Raw genomic sequence first — 24,141 nt, forward strand, 5'->3', positions numbered from 1 at the left:
GATCCATCACATCCCTGTATACACGGGAAACCGGTCACACAACCCGGAAACCTGACGCCGGGTTTCCGCCTCCACCACCGAATCCCCCTCGGGATGGGTGGAAAGGGCATCCACCATGCCCACGATCAATTGGCCGATGGTGACGAACTCCTCTTCCCCGAACCCCCGGGAGGTGGAGGCCGGAGTGCCCAGCCGAATGCCCGAGGTGATGAAGGGCGAACGGGGATCGTTGGGAATGGCATTTTTGTTGCAAGTCAATCCCGCCCGTTCCAGGGCTTTTTCCGTATCCTTGCCGGTGATGTTGCGGGAGGTGAGATCCACCAGCATCAGGTGATTGTCCGTGCCCCCGGAGACGATGCGCAATCCCCCGGCCACCAGGGTTTCCGCCAGCACCCGGGCATTGCTGCGCACCTGCTGGATATAGCCTTTGAACTCGGGACGCAACGCCTCGCCGAAAGCCACGGCCTTGGCGGCGATCACGTGCATCAAAGGTCCCCCCTGAATGCCGGGGAAAATCTTGGAATTGATCCTCTTGGCCAAATCCTCCCGGTTGGTCAGGATCATGCCGCCCCGGGGACCCCGCAGGGTCTTGTGGGTGGTGGTGGTGACGATGTCGGCGTGGGGGAAGGGATCCGGATGCTCACCCACCGCCACCAGTCCGGCGAAATGGGCCATATCCACCAGCAAGGCCGCCCCGCAGGCGTCACAGATGCGACGGAACCGCTCGAAATCGATCACCCGACTATAGGCCGACGCCCCGGCCACGATCACCTTGGGCCGATGCTCCAGGGCCATGGCCTCCACCCGGTCGTAATCGATGCACTCCGTGGCCGGATCCAGACCATACTGCACGGCCCGGAACAACTGTCCGGAAAAATTGGGAGCCGCTCCATGGGTCAGATGCCCCCCATGGGCCAAAGACATGCCCAACAACAACTCACCCGGTTCCATCAAGGCCAGCAACGCCGCCATGTTGGCCTGTGAGCCGGAGTGGGGCTGAACATTGGCGAATTGACAACCGAACAGAATTCTGGCCCGCTCGATGGCCAGATCCTCCGCCTTGTCCACGAACTCGCAACCGCCGTAATAGCGCTTGTGGGGATAGCCTTCGGCATACTTGTTGGTCAACACGCTGCCCTGGGCTTCCAGCACCGCACGACTGACGATGTTCTCCGAGGCGATGAGTTCGATCTGGTTGCGCTGCCGTCCCAACTCTTCGCCGATGGCGGCATAAATCTCGGGGTCCACGAATTGCAATCCGTCCATCTTCATGATGTTCCTCAATCAAAATCAAGAAATAATCAGGAGTTCCCGCCATCTTGCCCCTGCGGGAGCGTTTCCATCTTTTCCAGACGCCGCTGGTGACGCCCCCCCTCGAAAGACTCCTCCAGCCACACATCCACCAGATCCCGGGCCACGCCCAATCCGGTGACCCGTCCCCCCAATACCAGCACATTGGCATCGTTGTGCAGACGGGACATGCGGGCGGTATAGGCGTCGTGACACAAGGCGGCCCGCACTCCGGGCCAACGGTTGGCCGCGATGCTCATACCCAGTCCGGTGCCGCACAACAAAATGCCCCGGTCTTGCGGATCCCCGGCCAACAAGCCCCGACACAATTGCGCGGCCAGATCCGGATAGTCCACCGACACGGAGGAATGCACACCGAAATCCACCACCTCCAGCCCATGCCGATCCCGGATCCAGATCACCAGATCGTTTTTCAGTTCCAACGCGCCGTGATCCGCGGCCATGAATACACGCATGCTCACTCTCTTTTCAGGCCCACCCACCGGCCCGCCCCCCGAAGGGGTCACAATAAGGGTTCCATGGTGTCCCACTGGTGACACTGGGGACATTTCCAGTAGATATCCTGCGACTTGAAGCCGCACCGGGAACACTGAAACGCCGGTTGCACGGAGAGCAAATCATCCATGCGACGCCGGGCGATTTCCAACGCCTCCTGCCACCGTTCCCGCCGGGCCAGCAACTGAATCAAAGGAGAAACGATGGCCAGGGAGCGGGGATGATTGGCCATCCCGGAACGCAACACCGCCACCGCATCATCCCATTGTCCCCGTTGTTCCAGCAGCGCGGCCCACTGGATCACCAACCGGGGGGAGGAGGCCAAAGCCGCCAGGGAACCGCTCATGCCGCGAAAGAACCCCTCCTCGTCCCCGGCCCGTTCATGGGCGCGACGCAAGGCGTCCGTCAGCATGAAAAAATGGCTCGGACGGGTACTCTTCAACGCCTCGAAGGTTTCGATGGCCTCCCGGGTCCGGCCCAGGGCCAACAAAGACTCCCCCAACAACCGGCGGGCCTCCACGCAACCGGGAAAAACCCGGATCGCCTCGCGGAAGTGGACCATGGCCCCTTCGTCCCCCACTCCGGCGGAGGGTGGACGTTGCGCCTCCAGTCCCATGCGCACATGGATGTGGGCTTCGCGACGGGGATCCGGGGTACCGGTCACCGCCTCCAATCGTTTCAGCATCTCCAGGGCCATGTCCCAGCGCCCTTCGCTTTCGTGCATCGCCTGCAAACCCGCCAAGGCGGCCCGATGGTCCGGATCGACGTTGAGCACCTGCCGATAGGCGTCCATGGCCCGATCCACAAAGCCCCCCTGACGAAAATCCTCGGCCAGGGCGTGCAAAGCGGCGATGCGATGGTCTTGCGACAAATTGGGCCGGGCAATGAGGGTCTGATGAATGCGGATCGCTCTGCCCACTTCGCCCCGGGCCCGGAACAGCTTGCCCAAAGACAGATGAATTTCAACGGTCTCGGAGTTGATCCGGACAAACTTGATAAATTCCTCGATGGCCTTGTCCGGTTCGTCCGCCAACAGGAAATTCAGGCCACGCAGATAAAACGCGGACTCTTCCCCGAGTTCGCCCCGGCGTCTGCCCTGGGTCTCCTCCTCCCGACCCAAACGGCGACCCGCGCCAAAGACGATCGCCCCCAGGGTGACCGCCAAGGCCGCCCAACCCGCGAGATGAGGAAAATCCATCAGGAAGATCCTGTCATCACAAATCGTTGGTCAAGGGGAGATTACGCAGATTGATCAACTCTCGTTCCAAGGCCCGGTTCTGATCGCGCAAATGGTCCATGCTCCGATTCTGTCGCCGACCGCCCGCCCACCCGGTATACGCCCCGAGAATGAAACCAAAAAACAAGGGTACAAAAACCAACACGAACAGTGGCACCTCGGCCAGGGTCCACCCACCGGGAAGATGCACCGACACCTCATCCGGATTGCCGAGGGCAAAAACAAAAGCCGCGATCCCGAGGATCGATGCGGCGATCAGACGGAACCAGCCGTGCATGCCCGGTCCGCCATCACAACACCCATCCACGCTCTCCCCGACCATCGTTCTTCCCGTCATCCATCGATCCGACAGGCATGAAACGGCGCGGGTCCAAGGGGAATCGGTCCACGTTCCGGCCAACCGATTCCTTGTGACCCGCGCCTAGTTTCATCACACATCCACCCGTTTGCGGAGTTCTTTCCCCGCCTTAAAAAACAAAACCCGCTTCGCATCCACCAGGACGTGATCCCCGGTCTTGGGATTGCGGCCATCCCGCGAACGGCGCTGTTTGACGCCGAAGCTGCCGAATCCCCGGAGTTCCACCCGATCATTGCGATCCAGCGAGGCGCTGATGGTTTCAAACACCGTGTTGACCGCCACTTCCGCTTCCTTGCGCGAAAGCTCCATCTTCACCGCAATGGCACTGATCAGCGACGACTTGGTCATGGGACACCTCGTATCGAAGCGCGGGGCAACATTACCGTTTCCCCAGGTCACCGGCCTGTCTTTCCAGGGCCTGACTCAACAGCTCGCCCAGACTGCTCGTGGCACTGCCCGGATCGGCAGCGTACTCTTTGAGGCTCTGCCGTTCCTGACTGATCTCCATGGATTTGATGGAGAGCATGACCTTGCGTTTTTGACGATCCACCTGGATCACCTGAGAGGTCACTTCGCCACCCACCTTGAAGTCGGCCCCGTCCCGATCATCCCGGGAATACTCGGACTTGCGCAAGAACCCTTCGATTTCGTCTCCCAGTTGAATCACCACACCGGCCTGACTCACCTCTTTGATCACGCCATTCACCGAGTCACCCTTGCCATGGGCGTCGGCCCACTGGGTCCAGGCATCCGGGGTGGCCTGCTTGAGGCCCAGGGAGATGCGCTCTTTTTCGGGATCGAGGGACAACACCACCGCCTCGACCTCCTGGCCGCGCTGATAGCTCTTGAGCAGATCTTCCGGAGGATTGGGATCCCAGGTCACGTCCGACAGATGGACCAGACCATCAATGTCCCCATCCAGACCGACGAACAAACCGAATTCGGTGATGTTCTTGATCTCGCCCCGCACCGTGGTACCCACCGGATACTTCTCGGCAAAGGTCTGCCACGGGTTTTCCAGGCACTGCTTGACACCGAGAGAGATACGGCGACGCTCGGCATCCACATCCAGCACCATCACCTCCACTTCCTGGCCCACATTCAGCACCTTGGAAGGATGGAGATTCTTTTTGGTCCAGGCCAGTTCGGAAACATGGGCCAGACCTTCGACACCCGCTTCCAGTTCCACGAAGGCGCCGTAGTCGGTGATGTTGGTCACCACACCGCGGAAACGGGCGCCAGCCGGATACTTGGCCCCGATCCCTTCCCACGGATCGGTCTGCAACTGCTTGATACCCAACGAGATACGCTGAGTTTCCGAGTTGAACTTGATCACCTGCACGCCCACGGTGTCGCCCACCGTGACCACGCTGGAGGGGTGCTTGACCCGCTTCCAGGACATGTCGGTGATGTGCAACAGACCGTCGAGTCCACCCAGGTCCACGAAGGCGCCGTAGTCGGTGATGTTCTTGACCACGCCATCCAGGATCATTCCTTCGTGCAGGGTCTCCAACAGGGCGGTACGGGCACTCTCGCGCTGCTTTTCGATCACCGAGCGACGGGAGACCACGATGTTGCCCCGACGACGATCCATTTTCAAGATCTCGAAGGGCTGCTCTTCGTCTTGCAGGCGGGAAATGTCGTGGACCGGACGCACATCCACCTGGGAACCAGGGAGGAAGGCCGCCAGGGTGTTGATGTCCACGGTATAACCGCCCTTGACCTTGCCCATGATGCGACCACGCACCACGGCGCTTTCGTTGAAGGCCTTCTCCAGAGAGATCCAGGCCTCTTCCCGTTTGGCTTTCTCGCGCGACAGCACCGCTTGACCATTCTGGTCTTCGCAGCGCTCCACAAACACGTCCACCTTGTCGCCCACAACCAGGGTCAAGGTGCCATCGGCGTTCAAGAACTCCTTGACGTTGAGCCGGCCTTCCGACTTCAGGCCCACATCGATGACAAACTCCTCACCCTCGCGCTGGATGATGGTGCCGGTGATAACCTGCCCTTCCTTTCCCACCCCCTTGCCGAACGACTCTTCCAACAACGCGCCAAAATCTTCATCTTCAAATTCAAAGTCGAGATTCAATGATTCAGAAGCCACGGGACCAGCACCTTCGGTTGAATGTTGTGGGGATCACTTCCCCAGGGGCAACCCGTCGGACCCCTCCGACAGGTTTCTCATGACATCGGAACACGCCGGTTCCGATGATTCATTTTCGGTTTATTTTCATTAGTTGTCGATGCCTTGCCGGTCCGGATCAGGAGCGGCGCAGCACCGGGGCGATTCTGGCGATCACCGCTGCGCAGCTCTCTTCCATGGTCATGGCGGTGGTATCCACCACCACCGCTCCAAAAGCCGGTTCCATGGGAGCGTGGGCGCGGCCGGCGTCGCGGGCATCCCGCTCCGCCATGCTGGCGATCAATTCAGCCAAATTAACAGCTTCTCCCCGCGCTTGCAACTCCAAAGCCCTGCGTCGCGCCCGTTCTTCGAGAGAAGCGGTCAGAAAAATTTTCAAATCCGCGTCCGGCCAGACCACACTGCCCACATCCCGGCCATCCAGGATCAGATTCAACCCCGCGCCGTAACGACGCTGAAAGCCCAACAACGCTTGGCGCACCTCGGGCAAAGCCGCCACACGGGAGGCCGCCTGTCCCACCGCTTCGTCACGCAGGGCCAGCGAGACATCCTCCTCCCCCAAAAAAGCCCCGTGCCGTCCTTCTCCCAAAGGGCGATAGGCGAAGGGCATCGCCGCCGCCGCCCGCGCCAACTCCGCCGGATCCGACAGCCCCCCCCGGGCGGAGATCAGTCCCACGGCCCGATACAACGCCCCGGTTTCCAGATAGGCCAACCCGAAATGAAATGCCGCCGCACGACACACCGCCCCCTTGCCCGCTCCCGCCGGACCATCCACCGCCACCACCACCCGTTCCCCCTTGGGCGTCTCGGACATCATGATGCGCGCTCCCCGGTCCAACGTTCGATCCGTCCGCCCAGTCCGATCATGGTTTCGGCGAAACCCGGAAACGAGGTCTCCACATTGGCCCGTCCGCTCACGGTCACGGGATTGCGGGCCGCCAGTCCGGCGACCATCAGGGTCATGGCCACCCGGTGATCCCCGAAAGCCTCGGCGATTCCACCACCATCCAGCCCCTCGGAACGCCCCTGAATGCGCAGGCCATCCGGCAACTCCTCGATCCAGGCCCCCTGACTCCCCAATCCCAGGGCGATGGCGCGAATCCGGTCGCTCTCTTTGACCCGCAACTCCTCGGCTCCGGTCACCACCGTCTCTCCTTCGGCGCAGGCCGCGGCCAAGGCGAAGACCGGAAACTCATCGATGGCCCTCGGCACCACCTCGGGGGGAACCTGGATCCCCTTCAACCGAGAGTGACGCACCCGCAGATCCGCCACCGGCTCTCCCCCGGCGGCGCGGGAGTTGAAAAGGGTGATGTCGGCTCCCATCTCCAGCAACAGATCCAGCAACCCGGTACGGCTGGGATTGATCCCGACTCCGGTCAAAGTCACCTCCGAGCCGGGCACCAGCAGGGCCGCCACCATGGGAAACGCGGCGCTGGAGATGTCACCCGGCACCGTCAGTTCCAATCCCCGCAGACGCGGACGCCCCTGAACCGCCACGGTCAGGCCATTTTGTTCCACCTCCACGCCGAAAGCGGAGAGCATGCGTTCGGTGTGATCGCGGGACAGGGCCGGCTCGGTCACGGAGGTGCGCCCCGCGGCGGTCAGACCCGCCAGCAGCAGCGCGGTTTTCACCTGGGCCGACGCCACCGGACTGATATAATCGATGCCGATCAATTCCGTGCCCTGGATCGCCAACGGCGCGAAACGGCTGTTGTCCCGACCCAGCAGACGAGCTCCCATGCGAGCCAGGGGCACGGCCACCCGTCTCATGGGACGGCTCCGCAGGCTTTCGTCCCCGGTCAGCACGGAAAAGAAGGGCTGACCCGCCAAAAGTCCCGCCAGCAGACGAATGCCGGTACCGGAGTTGCCCATGTCCAGAATGTCCATGGGTTCGCTCAGACCGTCGATTCCCACCCCCTGAATGCACCAAGCTCCCGCTTCGTCACGATGGATCGGCACCCCCATGGCCCGGAAGGCGGCCACGGTGCGCAAGACATCCTCGCCTTCGAGCAGATGGTGAATGACACTCACCCCGTCCGCCAGGGCGCCGAAAATCACCGCCCGATGGGAGATGGATTTGTCTCCGGGAAGCTCGATCTCCCCACGCAACGGCCCACAGGGGTGGGCGATCAACCTGGATTCCACTGGCATCACCGCAAGCGACTCGAAAAGGTTTGAAACGATTAAAAGAAAAGAGAGGGTCTGGGGGATTCTTCCCCCAGGGTTTTGACTTTAAGGTTTTTGAATTTTAAAAAAATAATTTTTCATGATGTTTTTTTCAGAACAACAAAGATCAAAATCCTGGGAGATGAATCTCCCAGACCCTCTCTTTTTTTTCAATGATGGAAGGACGGATTTCGCCTATTCCGATTCCACTTTCTTCTTGTGGGCCTGGAGAATGCCGTCGCGGGTGCGCTTGGAACGGGCGAAGGTTCCATACAGCCCATCCCGATCCCCATCCCGCACCCGTTGGGTCAAGACCTCCAAAGCATCCCGGAAGCGGGTCAGGATGTCCAGGATCGACTCGCGATTGGACAGACAAATATCCCGCCACATGGCCGGATCCGACGAGGCGATACGGGTGAAATCACGAAATCCCCCGGCGGCATACCGGAACACCTCGGCACGGATGTCGTCCTCCAGATCGGACAGGGTATTGACCACATTGTAAGCGATCAGATGGGGCAAATGACTGGTCGCCCCCAATACCCGGTCATGGGTGACCACATCCATGATTTCGACATGAGACCCCACCGCCTCCCACATCCGCCGCACCAACGCCAAGGCTCCGGGATCGGTTGTGGCCGTGGGGGTCAAAATGGTCCGGCTTCCCTGGTAGAGAGTGGCGAAAGAGGCCTCCACCCCGGAATGCTCGGTGCCGGCAATGGGATGCCCCCCGACAAAATGAACCCCCTCCGGCATCAACGCCTCGCAAGGACCGACCACGGTTCCCTTGACGCTTCCCGCGTCGGTCACCACACAGCCAGAATCCAACGCCTGGGCGAAATCCTCGACAATGCGGGGAATGGTCAACACCGGCGTCGCCACCAGCACCAACTCCGCACCCCGCACCCCCTCGGAAGCCGAAGTGGTCCAACGGTCGATCACCCCCAGTTCCAAGGCTTTGGCCAGGGAGTCGCGGGTACGGTTCACCCCCACCACCTCCCCCACCATCTGCCTGGCCTTGAGCGCACGGGCCAAAGAGCCGCCGATCAGGCCGACTCCGATAATCGTCAAACGCTTAATAAAAAAAGACATCTTGGCACAATCTTTCACGGTTGTCGAAAGGATCACAAGGCGCGCACGGGATAGGAACCGAGAATCCGTACCGTCACCCCGGCCAGAGCCATCAACTCTTCCAGCGCCCCGGCCACCGGAGGATCGCTCATGTGCCCGGCCAGATCCAGGAAAAACAGATATTCCCAGGCCTGCTTGCGGGAAGGACGGGATTCGATCCGACTCAGATTGATCTGACGCCGGGCGAAAATCCCCAAAACCTGATGCAAAAAGCCCGGCTGATCCCGCAACGCGAACATCACACTGGTCTTGTCCCGGCCCGAACGGCTCGGCTCGCCACGACCGATCACCAGAAAACGGGTCTCTTCGGCCCGATCCTCGATATGCCCGGCCAACAGTTCAAACCCCTCCAGATCCGCCAGCGGGCTGGGAGCGATGAACGCGGCTCCGGTCTCTTCCCGGGCCATGCGGACCGCCTCGGCCATGCTTTCGACCATACGGGTCGCCACACCGGGCAACGACCGTTCGATCCAGGCCCGACAGCGGGACAATCCCAAACGGGTGCCCACCAGCACCCGCACCCCGTCGATGGCGCCCACGCTGGACAGCAACGCGTAGGAGACCTCCAGATAAATCTCGCCGCGAATCGACAAAGGCGAGTCCACGAACCGGTCCAGGGTGTGGGTGATCATGCCGTCGTTGGAATTTTCCACCGGGGCCACGCCAAAATCCGCCCGGCTCACCTCCACCTCGTGGAACAAGGCGTCGATGGAGGCGGCGGAGGCGAGATGACACGAAGAACCGAACTGCTTGAGAGCCGCCAGATGGGTAAAGGCGTGTTCGGAACCGAGATAGACCACCGACAGCCGTTTTTCCAGACTCAGGGAGGCGGAAATGATCTCCCGATAGATCCGATGCAAGGCGGCCTTGGGCAACGGTCCCCGATGACGGGCCTCCAGACGGCGATGGATCGAGGCCTCCCGTTCCGGACGATAAAACGACAGATCGGAAGCGCTTCCCTTGCCCTTGAGTCGCCCCACCTCCATCACCCGTTCGACCCGCGCCATGAGCAGGTCATGGATGTGATCGTCGATGGCGTCGATGGCCTGTCTCAGGCCTTGCAGGGTCAATTCTTCCGAATGTGGGGGTTCGACGGTCGCCATGGATCAATCGCATTCGACGCAGGAGTGGACACCCGAAGCACGCACCGCAAGTCACGCCGACCCAGGGCGCGCACCGGATCATGATCGCTTCCGCCGCATTCTACACGGGGATCGCAGCAGACACCAGAGATCCCGGCACGACGGAGCGGCAACGCCTATTTGAAGGATTGCACCAGGGAACCCACCACCAAAGCCCAGCCATCCACCAGGACAAACAGAATCAGCTTGACCGGCATGGAGATCACCAAAGGCGGCAGCATCATCATACCCATGGACATGACCACGCTGGCCACCACCATGTCGATGACCAAAAAAGGCAGATAGATCATAAAGCCGATCTGGAACGCGGTTTTGAGTTCCGAGATCATGAAGGCGGGAACGATCAGACGCAGAGGGGTTTCGGCTGGACTGGGGGCCTGTTTGATGCCCGCCAGACGCATGAAGAGTTCCAGATCCTTGGAGCGGGTCTGACGCAGCATGAAGGCCCGGACCGGAGCGACCGCCCGTTCCAAAGCCTGCTCCTCGCCGATGGATTTGGACAGATAAGGCTGGATGGAGTCCTGGTTAACCCGGTCGAATACCGGTCCCATGACAAAAAAGGTGATGAACAGGGCCAAAGAGACCAGCACCTGATTGGGGGGTTGTCCCTGAAGGCCCATGGCCTGACGGACAAACGACATGACCACGATCACCCGGGTAAAGGAGGTCACCATGATCAACAGGGCCGGAGCCAGGGAAAACAGGGTCATGAACCCCAGGATCTGGAGTCCGACCCCTACCTGTTCCGGATCCGCCCGACCGGCGGCGTCCCCGGTGGAAAGCTTTACGCCGGGCAAGGCCACGGTGCCCGCTTCCACCAACTGGGGCCAGACCAGCCAGCAGGTGGCGGCCAGAACCGACAACACAATCAAAATCGTGGCGCGTGCCTTCATAACCCTTAAGGATCCTTCAAGGGGGGGAGATCCTCCGGGGCCATTTCGGCCAGGAGCGTGACCCGATCCCGGGAGACCCCCAGCAGCCAAGCACGGGATCCCACCCGCACCAGACGGACACCCACCCCCGGCGAAAAGTTGCGACCATCCTCGATGCGAATCGGGCCACCCCCGCCCAGACGGGGGGAATATTTCTGGCTGACACGCACCGCAACCGCCCCGAGGGCCATGAGCAGCAACAAATACCCGGCCACACGGGCCGCCTCCCCGGCGTAATCCACAGAGTCGGCCCCCGTCGAGGCCCACACCGTGGAAACCCCGAGCATCAGCCATCCGACTCCGGCCAGGAGGGTTCCCTGCCAGAAAGCATGCCCCATCATCGGCCTCATCGGCGCAGATTCTCCAACCGTTCGGCCAGGGAGACGATATCGGTGATGCGGATGCCCAGTTTATCCTTGATCATCACCACCTCGCCATAGGCCAGCAGGCGGTTGTTGACATGGATTTCCAGCGGATCATCCGCCTCCTTGCCCAACTCGATCAAGGCGCCCTTGTTGAGTTTCAGGAGGTCACGAATCTGCATTTTCACCTGTCCGAGGCGTACCGAAACCTCCAGGGGCACATCCATGAGGAGTTCCATGTTTTTGGGCATGCCATCCGCGCCCAAGGCTCCCATGCTGCTGCTCGGTTTGTCTCCTCCCATTTCCAATTCCCTGAGAATATTGGGATCCAACAACGCACCCGAATCGTCCATAGTATCCTCGTTTCCAATCATTAACCGTTTGTGCGTGTTACTTGTCGAGCGGGAGCTTCTGGGTGATGCGGATCGCCCGCTTGCCATCCACGATCCCAGCCAGCCCCTTGTACTTGGCCTGTCCCTCCACTTCCACGTCCATCTCTTCCGAGAGGTCATGGGTCAAGGGCAGCACGTCCCCCACCTGCAGATTCAACATCTCCCGCACCGACATGCGTTCCCGGGAGACCACCGGGGAGAGTTCCAGCGGCACCAGACCCAACTGATGGAACAGGGTTTCGATCCAGGCCGTGGAGCCTTCCACCAGATCCTTCTGCTGGAAACCCACTTTCAATTGTTGCTTGAACAGTTCCAGGATTACCGAAGGATAACAGATGGTCAACGTCCCTTCGGAATCCCCCACCTCCACCGCGAAGGAGATGAGAAACACGGTCTCGTCCAGAGGCATCACCGCCGCAAACTGGGGTTGATTCTCCCAGCGGGTCAGGACCAGCTTGAACGAGTTGTCGAGTTTTTTCCAGGAGAGTTCGATCTGCTCCCGGGTCACATCCATGATGCGGTCGATGACCTTCATCTCGAAGGGCGAGAAGTTGCGGAACGGTCGTTCCGAATCCCCGGATCCGCCAAAAAAGCCTTCGAGAATATGGTAGACCACCTCCCCGTCGATGGCCAGCAGGCTCATGGACTGGGAGGGTTCGACCCGCAGAATGTTGATGAAGATCGGCGGATCCAGACCGTGCAGAAAACGACCGAAAATCTGGTTGGTCGTGGATTTGGGCTGCACATGGACCTCCCGTCCCACCTTCTGGGTGAGCTTGAAGGAGAGTTGCGAGGCCAGATGTTCATTGATCAGATCCAATCCGGGCAAAGCGCCGACCCGAATGGCCGTCTTTTGCCCAAAGAAAAAGGAGGTGACCTTTTTTTCTTCTTTTTCGGACTTGGCGCTCTCCTCGCCACCGTCGAGGTTGATAGAGCCTTCGTCCAGCCCCGCCATCAGGGCGTCAATCTCTTCCGAGGAAAGGATTTGAGTCATCGTATTTCCGATCGAGAATCAACCGCCCGATTATTGAATGACAAATTCCGTAAAGTAGACCCGGGTGATGGAACCATTCACCAGGAGCGCATTGATCCTGGCCAAAAGTTCCTCCCGCAGCCGGAACTTCCCTTCCAGGGCCTGCAACTCCCTGGAGGATTTCGAGGTCAGAAGCGCCAGGATCACATCCTGCAACTGGGGCTTGCGCCGTTCCAGTTCCTGTTCCAGGGGCGACTTGCTGGCGGAAGAGGCTCCCTCTTTGCCGTGTTCTTCTTTCTTCTCGCCGCCCTTGCCGGCGGGTTCGCCTTTTTTGCCGCCGTCATCCATTTCCAACTGGATGGTGGTCTTGAGATAACGGTTGCCCTTGGGCTCGTTCAAGTTGACCACGAACGGGTCCAGCTTGAACATCACCCCGACCATCTCTTCGGGTTTTCTGGATTTCTGCTCCGGCGTGGGTTCCAGTTTCTCCGCCTCGGCGGCCTGCTTGCCACCCATGGACGAACCGAGAAAATAACCCCCACCCACTCCCAACAACAAGGCAACCACCGGGAAAATGATTTTCATCAATCCCCCTTTGCCACCTCCCGACTCCTGCTCCGCATCGTCTGCCATGAGACCCTTCCTTTATTTCGTACCGATTGTGTTGGGATCGGTGTCAAGTTAACAAACCGCAGCGCCATGCACAAAGCCTTTTTCCCCGCGGGGCAAAAAAACCGGCATTACCGCTTGAGGGAGATCAACTCCTCCAGCATGCCGTCCGTGACCGAAACGATGCGGGAGTTGGCCTGGAATCCGCGCTGCGTGGTGATCATGCGCACAAACTCGGCGGACATGTCCACGTTGGACTGCTCCAGGGAGTTGGAAAGGATGCTCCCCAACCGTCCGCTCTGGGCCGTACCCACCCGGGGCAGACCGGAATTGATGGTCTCTTTGTAAAGATTGGAACCCGTCTGCTCCAGGGCCAGTTCGTCGTTGAAGTCCACCAGCGCGACCTGGAAAAGCTGCTTGGTCTGTCCGTTGGTGTAATATCCACTGAGAATGCCATCCTGATTGACCGCCAACTTGTCCAGGAAGCCAGAGGGGAAACCATCCTGGCTGAGACGCAGGGTGGCGAAACCGCTGGAGACCTGAATGCTGCCCTCGCCACCGGTATTGTCCGTGTCATCCGCCACGGTTCCCGCGCCGAAGAGCACATCCAGGGTCTTTTTGGAAAAGTCATTGGTGGAGTCGGCCTTGGTGCCGATGGCATCACCGAAATCAAACAGAATCTCCTGGGGTTCGGCACCGCTGAAATTAAACAGCAACGGGGTGGAACCTTCGCTTTCGAGTTTTCCCATGGCGTTGAACTTCAATTGACCCGCCGTGTAGGTGGCCCCGGTCGGGGTGGCCTTGACGTTGGCGGCGGTCAGGTCCACGGCCTTCAGATCGCCAGTGCCCGCCTCATCGGTAACCGCGTGCCACTCCCAGGTATTGTCATCCGTGGTGTTGAGCTTGCGGAACTGGATCTCCACGTTGTGACCCTTGCCACGGGAGTCGTAGACCCGGATCGAGGTGGAAAAATCATAGCTGGCGGGATCGGTGGCGCTGTAGGGCAGATCCGCGCTTTTGGCCACAGTATTGGAGTCCAGATTGACCCCCACCACCGCCTTGCTGGTGGGCATGGGATCGGCGTTGTTGGCCGTGGAGATGTTGATGGCGGTCAACCCCCCCGCCTTCTGGTTGCCATCCACATCCAGCTCCCACCCCTGGATCACCAAACCGCTGGAGTTCACCAAGTCACCCTTGATGTCCTTGCGGAAGGAACCCGCCCGGGTATAGAAGGTGTCCATGGGACGTCCCGACACATCCAGCTTCGTGCTCAAAGCCGGATCCTTCACCATGAAAAACCCCTTGCCGTCGATGGAGAGATCCGTCACGCTGGCGGTGGAAAGAAACGCACCCTGAGACATGTTTTGGGTGATGTCGGCCAAACCCACACCGGTACCCACCTGTTTCTGGGCACCGGATCCGGTACTCCCCACAGACTGGACCAGCACATCCTCGAACGAGGAGGTACTCGCCTTGAAGGCCGTGGTATTGGCGTTGGCCAAGTTGTTACCGATCACGGTCATGGCTTCGCCGAAGTTGATCAAGGCGCTCGAACCGGAATACATCGCTTGCATGATGGACATAACAGCTCTCCGTGGACAATGGACCCGCGAGGTCTCTTAAAATTGGACTATGAATGCTATCCCTGTTCAACCTGGCGCACGTCGGCCAGATTCACCCGCCGCCCGTTCATTTCCAGGATGACTCCAGAGGTATCGTTGATCACCGCCTTCACCACACCGGACTCCAGGGTGGAAACCGCTACAGAGTTCCCCTCCGAATCCTGCCTGGTGACGGAAAATTGATAGTTGCCATTCGGGATGGCCGTATCCCGCACCGTATAACTTTGGGATCCGCTGTCAAAAGTTTGCGCGGGAATGGTCTTGACCACCTGACCGGTCTCATCCAACAGGTTGATGGTGACCGCTCCGGTCTGGGGCATGTCGAAACGCAGTTTCCCCTCCCCGCTGGCCATGGTCATATTGTTGCCTTCCACCACCGCCACCTTGCCGATATAGGAGACCGCCTGATTCATCTGACCGACATTCTGGGACTTCACCAGTTGTTCCAGCAGTTGATTGCTTTTCTGTTGTTCGTTCAAGCCGGTGAACTGGGCCATCTGACTGGTGAATTCGGTGTTTTCCACCGGTTTCATCGGGTCTTGATACTGCAATTGCGCGGTCAACAATTTCAGGAAATCAACCCGCAACTGATCGGCGTCCTGAGTGGTCTGGGCGTACTTGGTCGAGGTGGTATCCACCGTAGGAATGCTGCCATATACTCCACTCGTGCTGCTCATCGTCCATACTCCCGTCTGTCGTCGGAACCCATGTCAGGGTCGGTTCCCGCCGGGGCGATCATCGACCCTGAAGCTGTTTCATTCACATTTCGCGCCAAAATTGCGTCTTTTTCAGACAATCAGGCAAAAAGACTCAAACCTGCGGCCCCTCCACTGCTGGCGACAGGCGGCGAACGCAAGGATTCCATGGACAACTCTCCACGATCACTCCCCCGTCCACCCCACCAAATCTGGGATTGCTGCCGTTCGTCATCCGCCGGATTGCCCCCCTGGAATCCCCACTCCGGAGCGTTTCCGCCACCGCTGCCGTCATCCACATGGACGATCACCTCTCCCATTTCAAGATTCTGGCGGGCCAACGCTTCCCGCAACTGGGGCATTTGACGGTTCAGGATATCCCGTGTCGCTTCCGATTCGGTGGTGATCATCAAATGGACCTGACGCTCATCGTCCACCACCAGCCGCATATCCAGCCCTCCCAGATCCCGGGGATGCAGGGAAATCCGCACCTGTTCCGCACCGCCGGGACGGGAGATGACCCGCAACCGCCCCACTTCGTCGGCCAGATCATCGGCAAAGGTCGGAGAGTTGGCCGAAAGAGGGGTCTGGGAGGTGAGTCCCGGCTTGCCCGGGGCGGTGGGACTGCCATCGGAAACCAGACGCATGGCAAAAGCGAAATCGTTCTTGTCGTCGCCGGAGGTCAAGGCTTGCAGATGAGAGACTTCGGGACGGGTCATGCCCCGGGCACCCATGGTTTCGGCGAGCCGTTGGGCCGGGGAAGGAGGAACGGCGAATTCGTGGACAGGAGACGGACCCGGAGACGCGGGGGCTTGTCCCGTCGGATTGGGTTGACCCGGCGCCACGCCCTGACCCGGCAGTGACGGTATATTGGCGGAACCTGGAGACGCGGTTCCTTCCGTGGTGGGCGTACCGGACAAGGCGGCCACATGACCCTCCACAGGGACGATCAAGGCGCCATGGGGCAAGGCCAGCCACATTTCATCCCCTTTTTTCCGGTTGGAACGGGGTTTCCCCGGAGAACCGGCACTCTCTTGCAACGGTTTTTCTCCGGTCATCCCGGCGCAAGCCGTGGTCTCTGCGGATTCGGTGGTTTGCCCGGCGGCTTCGGATTCACTCTCGACATCCCGGGCTTCCCGGGCTTCCCGGGCTTCCCGGACTTCCCGGGATTCCTGGGAAACCCGCGCCTCCCGGGCCTCGCCGGATGCGCGGGTTTCCCGGGCTTCACTGACGTTTGCGGCATTTTTTTCAGACTCTTCCACCTCGGAACGGGAGCGGGCCGATTCGGTCTGGCTCTCGTCCTGTCCGGCAGCGGACTTGCGGGCCTCGGCCCGTTGCAACGCCTTCTCGAAATGGCGGGCGCTCGCCTCCTCGGCGGACCTGGTGACCGTTGTCCGCTCCGCACTGGCGGGCGGACGCATCTCCACCTGGGGAATGGACATCTTCAACAAGGTCATGGCAAGACTCTCGACGATGGAGTTGGCACAAAAAAGACGGGTATCCAACTCCATTACATTCAAACATCATGCCATATTGACAATTCAACCCCGACGCCATCCCCTGTCCCCCTGAACGGGACCGGGAGGCAAGATCCTCCACACCGGGCATTTTCTGCCCGAACCGGAAGCGCCGGTTTTGCCGACCCGGCAATCCCACCCTGCTTCCGATCTGCCGAATGGCGAACCGGAGGTCAAACCATCCCCCCCATCACAACCGCGCAACCAACTCCCGCACGATCTCCGCCGCCGGCTGAATGGAACGCACCATGCCCACGCTCTGCCCGGCCATCACCGAACCGTGTTCCACATCGCCATCGATGGCGGCGCGACGCAAGGCGCCGGCCCAGAAATGTTCCAGCTCCAGTTGGGCTTCGGCCCGGGCCTTGCGGCCTTCCCGTACCTCCTGCACCAACTCCAACTGCAAGCGGTTGAACTGCTCGGTTCCCTTGTTGAACAGGGCGCGTACCGGAATCACCGGCAGCACCGGATCAAACTGCACCGTCACCACCGCGTCCCGGGCCTGGGCCTGAATGAAACGCTGCTTGAATTTTTCATGGGCCACGCACTCCGTGGCGCAGACGAACCGGGTGCCCACCTGCACCCCCGCGGCCCCCAGGGCCACCATGGCCGCCGTGGTGGCCCCATCGGCGATCCCTCCGGCCACGAACACCGGCACCTCCGAGATGTGCGGCAAAATCTCTTGGGCCAGCACCAGCGTGGAGACCGGTCCCACATGCCCCCCCGCCTCGTGACCTTCGATGATCAGGGCGTCGGCCCCCCGCTGGATCAGCCGTTTGGCCAAAGCCAGGGAGGGAGCGAACAGGATCACCTTGACCCCGGCGCCACGCAACGCATCGACGGTCTCACGGCCCGGAAGCCCGCCGGCCAGCACACAATGGCTCACCTTCTCTTCGATGACCATGTTCACGAACTCCGGCAAGGCCGGATTCATGACAATCAGATTGATGCCGAACGGTTTATCGGTCAGAGAGCGCACCCCCCGCACCTCCTCCCGGGCCAGTTCCACCGGCATGCTGCCCGTGGCCAGCACACCAAATCCCCCGGCTTCCGAGATGGCCGCCACCAAATGACGTTCGGAAAGCCAAGACATGGCTCCCCCCATCACGGCGTGCTGCACACCGAGAAACGCCATGCCCCGTCGCCAGGAGTCCGGAACCGTTTCAGTGGTCATAGTCTTCATATTCTCCAAAAAGGTCTGCCTGTTAAGAAAACTTTAAAGAGGGGCGGAATACGGAACCGGGAATCCCCGTCGCACGAGGGGATAAAGACCGGGTACCCAAGACGAAAAGACCGGGCACCAAGGCCCGGTCTTTTCGTCTTGCCATCCTTCGGATCGAAAAAAGTCACCGCTGCCCTTTGGTTGCGGATTCCAAAGGAAGGGCGCCTCTTGAACCCTTTGAAATCAGGCGGCGGCCGCGATGGCGGCGAGATCGATGTCATCCGGATCCTGGAGGTCCAGACACGACTGGCCGGCTTGTTTCTTGCTTGCCGGTCCAAGGCAGACTTTCAAACGCTCTTCCAGGCGGTTCAAGGCCCATTTGGGATCGATGTTGACCAGGGAACAAATCCAGTTGAAAGAACCCGGCTCCATGGAGGAGGAGTGAAACCATTTCCGCAAGGTGCGATAATCATAACGAAACACCGGATCCTCCATCACGGCCGGATCCTGACGATACCGCTCCAGGGCCACGAGATCACGCACCGCCCGATCCATGACGGCCATCCAGAGATGGGTGTCATTATTGTCCACGGCAGGCTCATGCAACAGTTCCGAAACGACCGATTTGTTCATAGTACAACTCTCCCTGTCAGACCCGATGGCCCGTCTTTACTAGATGATTTTAAACGAGAACAACGCCCATGGGCGCAGTCCGGACAAAACGATAACCGCGCTCTCTTCGTCCCATCGCGGCCCGCGGCGTACAGGGGGATTCCACCCCCTTCGCCATGGCCACGACCCATTTGTAACATAGCGTAAATGGGAAAAATGCATCCAAAGCGCGTTAATCATAGCCGAAACATTCCAAAAATGATATAGAAATTTTCGCCGCGATCCATTTTCACGCGGCCAGACGTGCCTGTGGGGGAATGCCTCCTTGTCCATCTTGATTTCTCGGATGGAATCCCGATACACTGATAAAGTCCGCCTCTTAAAAAAAGGGTTGCGGTCCGTAACAACCCGTAACAAGCGTCGCGCGTTCAGGGGAAATTGTCGTCATGGCCGAGGAAGATGATGAACTATTGGGCATGTTCGTGCAGGAAGCCACCGAGCATTTGGAGACCATCGAGCCTGACCTTCTGACCCTGGAGGAACGAGGCGACAGCACGGATCCGGAGATCATCAACCGGCTGTTCCGCAGCGTGCACTCGATCAAAGGCTCGGCCGGATTCTTCGGACTTTCCAGCATCACCAAGCTGAGCCACACCATGGAGAATCTCCTGGGCAAGGTGCGGGACAAGTCCATGTCGGTGTCGCCAGCCGTCACGGACAGTCTGCTCTCCGGGCTCGACAAGCTGCAAACCATGATCCACGACGTGTCGGCCAGCGAATCCGTGGACGCCAGCGAACAGATCGCCACCATCCAGGCCATCCTGGAAGGCAGCGGCATGGGGGGGGGAGCGGCGCCGAAAGTGCTGGCAGCCCCGGCTCCCAAACCCGCGCCCACCCCGGAACCGGCTCCGGAACCCGAACCGGTCCCCGAGGCCGATCCCGGGGAGTCCGACGACGCCCCTGCGGCAACCGGGACGGAAACCAAAAAGGTGGTGCTCAAGACCTTCGACCTGCAAAAATATCCGGAGGCGGTGGCCGATGCGGTCACCCATGGACGCCGGTTTTTCTCCATCACCATGGATCTGCCGTCTGGCAAGGACGAGCGGATCGACCTGTTCAACACCACCAAATCCTTGATGGAATCGGTGGGATCCATCGTGGCCACGGATCCGTCCTTCCAGTCCAACAAGGAACTGGAAGCCCTGGAAACCACCTCTTTGGCGGTCCTGCTCTCCACGGTCTTGGAGGATGATCTGCTGCTGTCGCTGCTACAGGTGGCGCCGGACCACATCCAGAAGCAGGCCCTGCCCGCCGGCGCGGCCCAGACCGCCCAGGTCACCGCGACCCGCAAGGCCTCCGGACCGATTGTCGTGGCCAGCAAACCCCGGGAGATCAACAACAACGACGAAGACGAGGACGAAGACGACTCCGGCCAACGGACCAAAAGTCCCCACACCCCCCGTCTCAAAAAACCCAAATATGCCGCCACCCCCAAGCGCAGCGCCACCCCCCGCACCGGAGCCCCCACCACCAAAAGTTCCAGCCCCACGGTGGAAGAGACCCTGCGGGTCAGCGTCTCCTTGCTGGACGAGCTGATCAACAACGCGGGAGAACTGGTGCTGGCCAGAAACCAGCTCTCCCGCGCCGCCGTGGAGGTGCAGGCCAAATTCCCCCACTTCGGACCTTTGGTGCAAAATCTGGACTCCATCACCAGCCGCATCCAGGAACGGGTCATGCAGGCCCGCATGCAGCCGGTTTCGGTGGTGTTCAACAAGTTTCCCCGCATCGTGCGGGATCTGGCCCACAAACTGGGCAAAAAAATCGATCTGGAACTGCGGGGCGGCGACGTGGATCTGGACAAGTCGGTGATCGAACATCTCTCCGATCCCCTGACCCACATGATCCGCAACGTGGCCGACCACGCCATCGAAATGCCCCAGGACCGTCTGGCCAACAACAAACCCGAAGCCGGACAGGTGGAACTGGCCGCCTATCACGAAAACGGCATGGTGAACATCTCCTTGGCCGATGACGGTGGCGGCATCGACGCGGAACGAGTCAAGGCCAAGGCGCTGGAACGGGGCGTGATCACCGAACGCCAGGCCGACACCATGAGCGAAGAAGACGCCCTGGATCTCATCTTCGCGCCGGGTTTCTCCATGGCCAAGAAGATCTCCGATGTCTCGGGCCGCGGCGTGGGCATGGACGTGGTGCGCACCAATATCGAAAAACTCGGTGGCACGGTTCAGATCCTCTCCAAGGTGGGCAAGGGGACCACCATCATTCTCAAGCTTCCCCTGACCCTGGCCATCATTCCGGCCATGATCGTGTCCGCGGGCAACCAGCGTTTCGCCATTCCGGAGATCGGACTGGTGGAAATCGTGCGGGTGGCGGAATCCGACCGTGCCCAACAGATCGAAATCGTTGGCAACGCCCCGGTGCTGCGACTGCGCAACATGCTGCTGCCTTTGGTGGATCTCACCGAAGTGTTGAACATTCCGCGCGTCTGGCCCGCCGACAGCCAGGAACCCGACCGCCGGGAACGGCTTTCCGACCGTCGGGGCGCCATGCGCAAGGCCAAGGAAGCCTCCATCAACAGCAAAAACCACACCGATCCCCTCACCGATCGCCGGGATCCCCACACCCTGGTGGCCTACGTGATGGTCCTCAACGTAGGCGGCAACGAGTTCGGCATGGTGGTGGATGAAGTCCTCGACAGCGAAGAGATCGTGGTGAAGCCCCTGCCCGCCTTCTTCAAGGACAACCCCTGTTTCTCGGCCACCACCATTCTGGGTGATGGCAGCGTCTCCTTGATCATCGACTACGCCGGACTCATGGAGCAGGCCCAGATCAACTTCAGCAACGTGGAACGGGCCACCCGCATGGATCTGGACGAGGAACGCCGGGCCGCCTTGCGGGAGAGACAGAACATCATCCTGCTGGAAACCGGTACCGGACTCATCATGGGTATTGTCCACAGCATGGTGCGCCGGGTGGAGAAGATCTCCCCCAAACTCCTCGACACCATCGGCGGACTCCCCTATGTACGCTACGACGGCAAGACCTTCCGGGCCATCTACCCGGATCACGTCCTGGGACTCGAAGGCATGGGGCTGTCCCGCAACAGCAGCGACTCCGAGGAAGAGGAGGATCTCAACCTCTGCATGGTGGTGCCCAACATCCCGGACATCCAGGCCGGTCTGATCTTCTCGCGCATCCTCGACACCCGGGAGACCAACATCGATCTGGATTGCCGCGCCATCCAGGCTCCTGGCCTGTTCGGTTCGGCGCAGATCGACGACCGGGTGGTGCTGTTCCCGGATGTCAACGCCGTGTTCGAGATGGCGGGCATCCGTCCTCCCTGGCTGCCGCCTCAGGTGGAAGGCTCGGGATTCCGCGCCTTGGTGGTGGACGACACCCCGTTCCTGCGGGTACTCACCAGCAACTATCTGAGTTCGGTGGGCTTCGAGGTGGATCAGGCCGAAGATGGCCAGGCCGCCATCAGCATGCTCAACCGCAGCGACTACGACTTGTTGGTGACCGACCTCAACATGCCGGTCATGGATGGCTTCGAGCTGGCCAACGAGCTGAATGGCACGCCCCATGCGGAAATCCCCATGATCGCCACCACATCCTCCATCTCCTCGGAGCTGGAAGATCGTTGTACCCGTGCCGGGTTCGTCAGTTGTGTGCCCGCCATCGACAAGAACCGACTGCTCAAGGTGGTCTCCACCCTGCGCCCCCGTTGACGCATTGACACCGTGAAACCAGAACCGCCGGAGTAACCCTGCCATGCTCGTCAGCACTTTCACCCTGGGCGACCTCTATCTTGGGATCGATATCCTCTTGGTCCGGGAGATCAACCGCTCCATGGAGTGTACCCCGGTCCCCGGCTCTCCGGACTACATCCGGGGCATGCTGAATATTCGCGGTCGTGTCATCACCCTGTTCGATCTGAAATCCCGACTCTGCTGGTCGAAACCCGACTCCGGCGAAAGCCGGGTCAAACAATACAACGTCATCATGAAGACCCGGGACGAAGTGTTGAAAATCGACCACGAACTGGCCATGACCAAATGTCCCTGGGAGGATCCGGTGGGATTGGCCGTGGATCAACTCGGGGACGTGCGGGACATCGTGGATGACAACATTCTGCCGCCACCGGCCAACCTGACCGGCATCGCCGCCGATTTTGTCCACGGAGTGGTGGAGTTCGAGCGCAATCTTCTGATCATCCTCGATGTGGCCACAGTGCTGGGGCTGAACAATCAGGCTTCAAGTTGACAGTGATGAGCGGCCGGAACGACCAGCTCCTCCGGGAGATCCGCGAAGAGGTCACGCGCGAAGTGGACAGCGTGCGCGTGGAAATGGGCCAGATCCGCTCGCTGGTGCAAGATGCCATTGTCAAGTTGACCGACAGTTTCAACGGACTGCGGGACAAATCCAACGATCAGCATCAGCTTGTCTCCTCGCTCACCCAATCCATGGACATCTCCAAGGATGCGGACGATTCAGCGATCAGCATTCGTAAGTTTGTCAGCGAGACGGACAAGATTCTGCGTACCTTTGTGGATCACATCATTCTGGTGAGCCGCCAAAGCATGGAGATGGTTCACCGGGTGGACGCCCTGGCCAGTCAGATGAACGAAGTGGTGATCCTCATCAAAGACATCAACGGCATCGCGGAACAGACCCATGTGCTCTCCCTCAACGCCCGGATCGTGGCGGCCCGGGCCGGCCAGGCGGGACGCTCCTTTGCCGTGGTGGCCGACGAGGTGCGCAAACTGGCGGGCAACTCCCACGCCTTCAGCGGCAAGATCAGCGATGTGATCGATCAGGCCCGGGAGAACATCATGGCCACCAAGGAGATCATCGAAGTGATGGCCTCCAAGGATATGAGCTTTGCCATCGAATCCAAAGGCCGGGTGGACTTCATGATGGAAGAGGTCAATGCCATCGACCAGTTCACCGCCGAAACCATCGGCAAGGTGGCCGAGATCACCGAAGAGATCAACATGCGAGTGGGCATCGCGGTGATGTCCTTGCAGTTCGAGGACATGGTCACCCAATTGACCCACAGCATGGAGCGAAAGTTCGCGGTACTGGAACAACTGTCGGCGCTGTTTCCCTCCGATCTTGGGGAACACGACGCCGATTCCATCCAGGAAGCGCTCGTCCATCAGATAGAGCGCTTCAACATCGCCGACCGTCAGGCTGTGCAACAGACCAGCATGGATGAAGGCGGCATCGAGTTGTTTTAAAAAAGCGTTCGGAAAACCCCGAGG

At 60.2% G+C, this 24,141-nt stretch carries 23 protein-coding genes; 3 read left to right on the top strand and 20 right to left on the bottom strand.

The window, feature by feature from the left end:
* Positions 1 to 6: 6 nt before the first annotated feature.
* The 20 genes from HQL98_03710 to HQL98_03805 all read right to left on the bottom strand — a co-directional run bounded on the left by HQL98_03710 (position 7) and on the right by HQL98_03805 (position 18,877).
* Positions 7 to 1,266 carry a serine hydroxymethyltransferase gene (locus HQL98_03710; protein MBF0271171.1) on the bottom strand — a complete coding sequence of 420 codons (1,260 nt, stop codon included), beginning with the start codon at positions 1,264 to 1,266 and terminating at the stop codon, positions 7 to 9.
* Positions 1,267 to 1,301: 35 nt separating this feature from the next.
* Entirely contained in the window at positions 1,302 to 1,766 is a 465-nt protein-coding gene (gene rpiB / locus HQL98_03715) for a ribose 5-phosphate isomerase B (protein MBF0271172.1), read from the bottom strand.
* A 47-nt stretch (positions 1,767 to 1,813) separates the two neighbouring features.
* Positions 1,814 to 3,004, bottom strand: a complete 1,191-nt coding sequence (locus HQL98_03720) for a tetratricopeptide repeat protein (GenBank protein MBF0271173.1) — start codon at positions 3,002 to 3,004, stop codon at positions 1,814 to 1,816.
* 16 nt (positions 3,005 to 3,020) lie between these two features.
* Positions 3,021 to 3,380, bottom strand: coding sequence for a LapA family protein (locus tag HQL98_03725; GenBank protein MBF0271174.1), 360 nt, complete (start codon positions 3,378 to 3,380; stop codon positions 3,021 to 3,023).
* A gap of 93 nt (positions 3,381 to 3,473) precedes the next feature.
* Positions 3,474 to 3,749, bottom strand: a complete 276-nt coding sequence (locus HQL98_03730; protein ID MBF0271175.1) for an HU family DNA-binding protein — start codon at positions 3,747 to 3,749, stop codon at positions 3,474 to 3,476.
* A gap of 31 nt (positions 3,750 to 3,780) precedes the next feature.
* A complete protein-coding gene (gene rpsA, locus HQL98_03735) occupies positions 3,781 to 5,505 on the bottom strand; it encodes a 30S ribosomal protein S1 (GenBank protein MBF0271176.1) in 1,725 nt (574 codons plus the stop codon).
* A gap of 157 nt (positions 5,506 to 5,662) precedes the next feature.
* Entirely contained in the window at positions 5,663 to 6,355 is a 693-nt protein-coding gene (locus HQL98_03740) for a (d)CMP kinase (protein ID MBF0271177.1), read from the bottom strand.
* Positions 6,355 to 7,692 (bottom strand): 3-phosphoshikimate 1-carboxyvinyltransferase, encoded by a 1,338-nt coding sequence (aroA, locus tag HQL98_03745; protein ID MBF0271178.1) that lies wholly within the window; start codon positions 7,690 to 7,692, stop codon positions 6,355 to 6,357. Before aroA ends, HQL98_03740 begins: the two co-directional genes overlap by 1 nt.
* 210 nt (positions 7,693 to 7,902) lie before the next feature.
* A complete protein-coding gene (locus HQL98_03750; GenBank protein MBF0271179.1) occupies positions 7,903 to 8,799 on the bottom strand; it encodes a prephenate dehydrogenase/arogenate dehydrogenase family protein in 897 nt (298 codons plus the stop codon).
* A gap of 32 nt (positions 8,800 to 8,831) precedes the next feature.
* Complete coding sequence (pheA, locus tag HQL98_03755; protein MBF0271180.1) at positions 8,832 to 9,941, bottom strand: chorismate mutase; 1,110 nt, start codon at positions 9,939 to 9,941, stop codon at positions 8,832 to 8,834.
* A 155-nt stretch (positions 9,942 to 10,096) separates the two neighbouring features.
* On the bottom strand, positions 10,097 to 10,873 hold the full coding sequence (gene fliP / locus HQL98_03760) for a flagellar type III secretion system pore protein FliP (GenBank protein ID MBF0271181.1): 777 nt from the start codon (positions 10,871 to 10,873) through the stop codon (positions 10,097 to 10,099).
* A 5-nt stretch (positions 10,874 to 10,878) separates the two neighbouring features.
* Positions 10,879 to 11,262 carry a FliO/MopB family protein gene (locus HQL98_03765; GenBank protein MBF0271182.1) on the bottom strand — a complete coding sequence of 128 codons (384 nt, stop codon included), beginning with the start codon at positions 11,260 to 11,262 and terminating at the stop codon, positions 10,879 to 10,881.
* Positions 11,259 to 11,627: a flagellar motor switch protein FliN gene (gene fliN / locus HQL98_03770; protein ID MBF0271183.1), complete on the bottom strand. Its 369-nt coding sequence runs from the start codon at positions 11,625 to 11,627 to the stop codon at positions 11,259 to 11,261. The genes HQL98_03765 and fliN overlap by 4 nt, the downstream gene beginning before the upstream one ends.
* 37 nt (positions 11,628 to 11,664) lie before the next feature.
* Complete coding sequence (gene fliM / locus HQL98_03775) at positions 11,665 to 12,660, bottom strand: flagellar motor switch protein FliM (protein MBF0271184.1); 996 nt, start codon at positions 12,658 to 12,660, stop codon at positions 11,665 to 11,667.
* A gap of 30 nt (positions 12,661 to 12,690) precedes the next feature.
* Positions 12,691 to 13,272, bottom strand: a complete 582-nt coding sequence (locus tag HQL98_03780; GenBank protein MBF0271185.1) for a flagellar basal body-associated FliL family protein — start codon at positions 13,270 to 13,272, stop codon at positions 12,691 to 12,693.
* Between the two features lie 107 nt (positions 13,273 to 13,379).
* Complete coding sequence (locus HQL98_03785; protein MBF0271186.1) at positions 13,380 to 14,831, bottom strand: flagellar hook protein FlgE; 1,452 nt, start codon at positions 14,829 to 14,831, stop codon at positions 13,380 to 13,382.
* Between the two features lie 56 nt (positions 14,832 to 14,887).
* Positions 14,888 to 15,547 carry a hypothetical protein gene (locus HQL98_03790; protein ID MBF0271187.1) on the bottom strand — a complete coding sequence of 220 codons (660 nt, stop codon included), beginning with the start codon at positions 15,545 to 15,547 and terminating at the stop codon, positions 14,888 to 14,890.
* Between the two features lie 119 nt (positions 15,548 to 15,666).
* Positions 15,667 to 17,022, bottom strand: a complete 1,356-nt coding sequence (locus tag HQL98_03795; GenBank protein MBF0271188.1) for a flagellar hook-length control protein FliK — start codon at positions 17,020 to 17,022, stop codon at positions 15,667 to 15,669.
* Between the two features lie 250 nt (positions 17,023 to 17,272).
* The gene (locus HQL98_03800; protein MBF0271189.1) at positions 17,273 to 18,256 is read right to left on the bottom strand and encodes a nitronate monooxygenase; all 984 of its coding nucleotides are present in this window, start codon (positions 18,254 to 18,256) and stop codon (positions 17,273 to 17,275) included.
* Positions 18,257 to 18,487: 231 nt separating this feature from the next.
* On the bottom strand, positions 18,488 to 18,877 hold the full coding sequence (locus HQL98_03805) for a hypothetical protein (protein MBF0271190.1): 390 nt from the start codon (positions 18,875 to 18,877) through the stop codon (positions 18,488 to 18,490).
* Positions 18,878 to 19,302: 425 nt separating this feature from the next.
* Between HQL98_03805 and HQL98_03810 the strand changes: the two genes are divergently transcribed.
* The 3 genes from HQL98_03810 to HQL98_03820 are packed head-to-tail and all read left to right on the top strand — an operon-like array spanning position 19,303 to position 24,117.
* Positions 19,303 to 22,605 (top strand): chemotaxis protein CheW, encoded by a 3,303-nt coding sequence (locus HQL98_03810; protein ID MBF0271191.1) that lies wholly within the window; start codon positions 19,303 to 19,305, stop codon positions 22,603 to 22,605.
* A gap of 43 nt (positions 22,606 to 22,648) precedes the next feature.
* Entirely contained in the window at positions 22,649 to 23,140 is a 492-nt protein-coding gene (locus tag HQL98_03815) for a chemotaxis protein CheW (protein MBF0271192.1), read from the top strand.
* A 5-nt stretch (positions 23,141 to 23,145) separates the two neighbouring features.
* A complete protein-coding gene (locus HQL98_03820; protein MBF0271193.1) occupies positions 23,146 to 24,117 on the top strand; it encodes a hypothetical protein in 972 nt (323 codons plus the stop codon).
* Positions 24,118 to 24,141: the final 24 nt, after the last annotated feature.

It is taken from the genome of Magnetococcales bacterium, assembly GCA_015231755.1.
GTDB lineage: Bacteria > Pseudomonadota > Magnetococcia > Magnetococcales > Magnetaquicoccaceae > Magnetaquiglobus.

Excerpts from the sequence above, each read along its gene's own strand:
- HQL98_03710 (MBF0271171.1), bottom strand. The coding sequence starts at position 1,266 with ATGGACGGATTGCAATTCGTGGACCCCGAGATTTATGCCGCCATCGGC.
- rpiB (MBF0271172.1), bottom strand. The coding sequence starts at position 1,766 with ATGCGTGTATTCATGGCCGCGGATCACGGCGCGTTGGAACTGAAAAAC.
- HQL98_03720 (MBF0271173.1), bottom strand. The coding sequence starts at position 3,004 with ATGGATTTTCCTCATCTCGCGGGTTGGGCGGCCTTGGCGGTCACCCTG.
- HQL98_03725 (MBF0271174.1), bottom strand. The coding sequence starts at position 3,380 with ATGACGGGAAGAACGATGGTCGGGGAGAGCGTGGATGGGTGTTGTGAT.
- HQL98_03730 (MBF0271175.1), bottom strand. The coding sequence starts at position 3,749 with ATGACCAAGTCGTCGCTGATCAGTGCCATTGCGGTGAAGATGGAGCTT.
- HQL98_03740 (MBF0271177.1), bottom strand. The coding sequence starts at position 6,355 with ATGTCCGAGACGCCCAAGGGGGAACGGGTGGTGGTGGCGGTGGATGGT.
- aroA (MBF0271178.1), bottom strand. The coding sequence starts at position 7,692 with ATGCCAGTGGAATCCAGGTTGATCGCCCACCCCTGTGGGCCGTTGCGT.
- HQL98_03750 (MBF0271179.1), bottom strand. The coding sequence starts at position 8,799 with ATGTCTTTTTTTATTAAGCGTTTGACGATTATCGGAGTCGGCCTGATC.
- pheA (MBF0271180.1), bottom strand. The coding sequence starts at position 9,941 with ATGGCGACCGTCGAACCCCCACATTCGGAAGAATTGACCCTGCAAGGC.
- fliP (MBF0271181.1), bottom strand. The coding sequence starts at position 10,873 with ATGAAGGCACGCGCCACGATTTTGATTGTGTTGTCGGTTCTGGCCGCC.
- HQL98_03765 (MBF0271182.1), bottom strand. The coding sequence starts at position 11,262 with ATGAGGCCGATGATGGGGCATGCTTTCTGGCAGGGAACCCTCCTGGCC.
- fliN (MBF0271183.1), bottom strand. The coding sequence starts at position 11,627 with ATGGACGATTCGGGTGCGTTGTTGGATCCCAATATTCTCAGGGAATTG.
- fliM (MBF0271184.1), bottom strand. The coding sequence starts at position 12,660 with ATGACTCAAATCCTTTCCTCGGAAGAGATTGACGCCCTGATGGCGGGG.
- HQL98_03780 (MBF0271185.1), bottom strand. The coding sequence starts at position 13,272 with ATGGCAGACGATGCGGAGCAGGAGTCGGGAGGTGGCAAAGGGGGATTG.
- HQL98_03785 (MBF0271186.1), bottom strand. The coding sequence starts at position 14,831 with ATGTCCATCATGCAAGCGATGTATTCCGGTTCGAGCGCCTTGATCAAC.
- HQL98_03790 (MBF0271187.1), bottom strand. The coding sequence starts at position 15,547 with ATGAGCAGCACGAGTGGAGTATATGGCAGCATTCCTACGGTGGATACC.
- HQL98_03795 (MBF0271188.1), bottom strand. The coding sequence starts at position 17,022 with ATGACCTTGTTGAAGATGTCCATTCCCCAGGTGGAGATGCGTCCGCCC.
- HQL98_03800 (MBF0271189.1), bottom strand. The coding sequence starts at position 18,256 with ATGACCACTGAAACGGTTCCGGACTCCTGGCGACGGGGCATGGCGTTT.
- HQL98_03805 (MBF0271190.1), bottom strand. The coding sequence starts at position 18,877 with ATGAACAAATCGGTCGTTTCGGAACTGTTGCATGAGCCTGCCGTGGAC.
- HQL98_03810 (MBF0271191.1), top strand. The coding sequence starts at position 19,303 with ATGGCCGAGGAAGATGATGAACTATTGGGCATGTTCGTGCAGGAAGCC.
- HQL98_03815 (MBF0271192.1), top strand. The coding sequence starts at position 22,649 with ATGCTCGTCAGCACTTTCACCCTGGGCGACCTCTATCTTGGGATCGAT.
- HQL98_03820 (MBF0271193.1), top strand. The coding sequence starts at position 23,146 with ATGAGCGGCCGGAACGACCAGCTCCTCCGGGAGATCCGCGAAGAGGTC.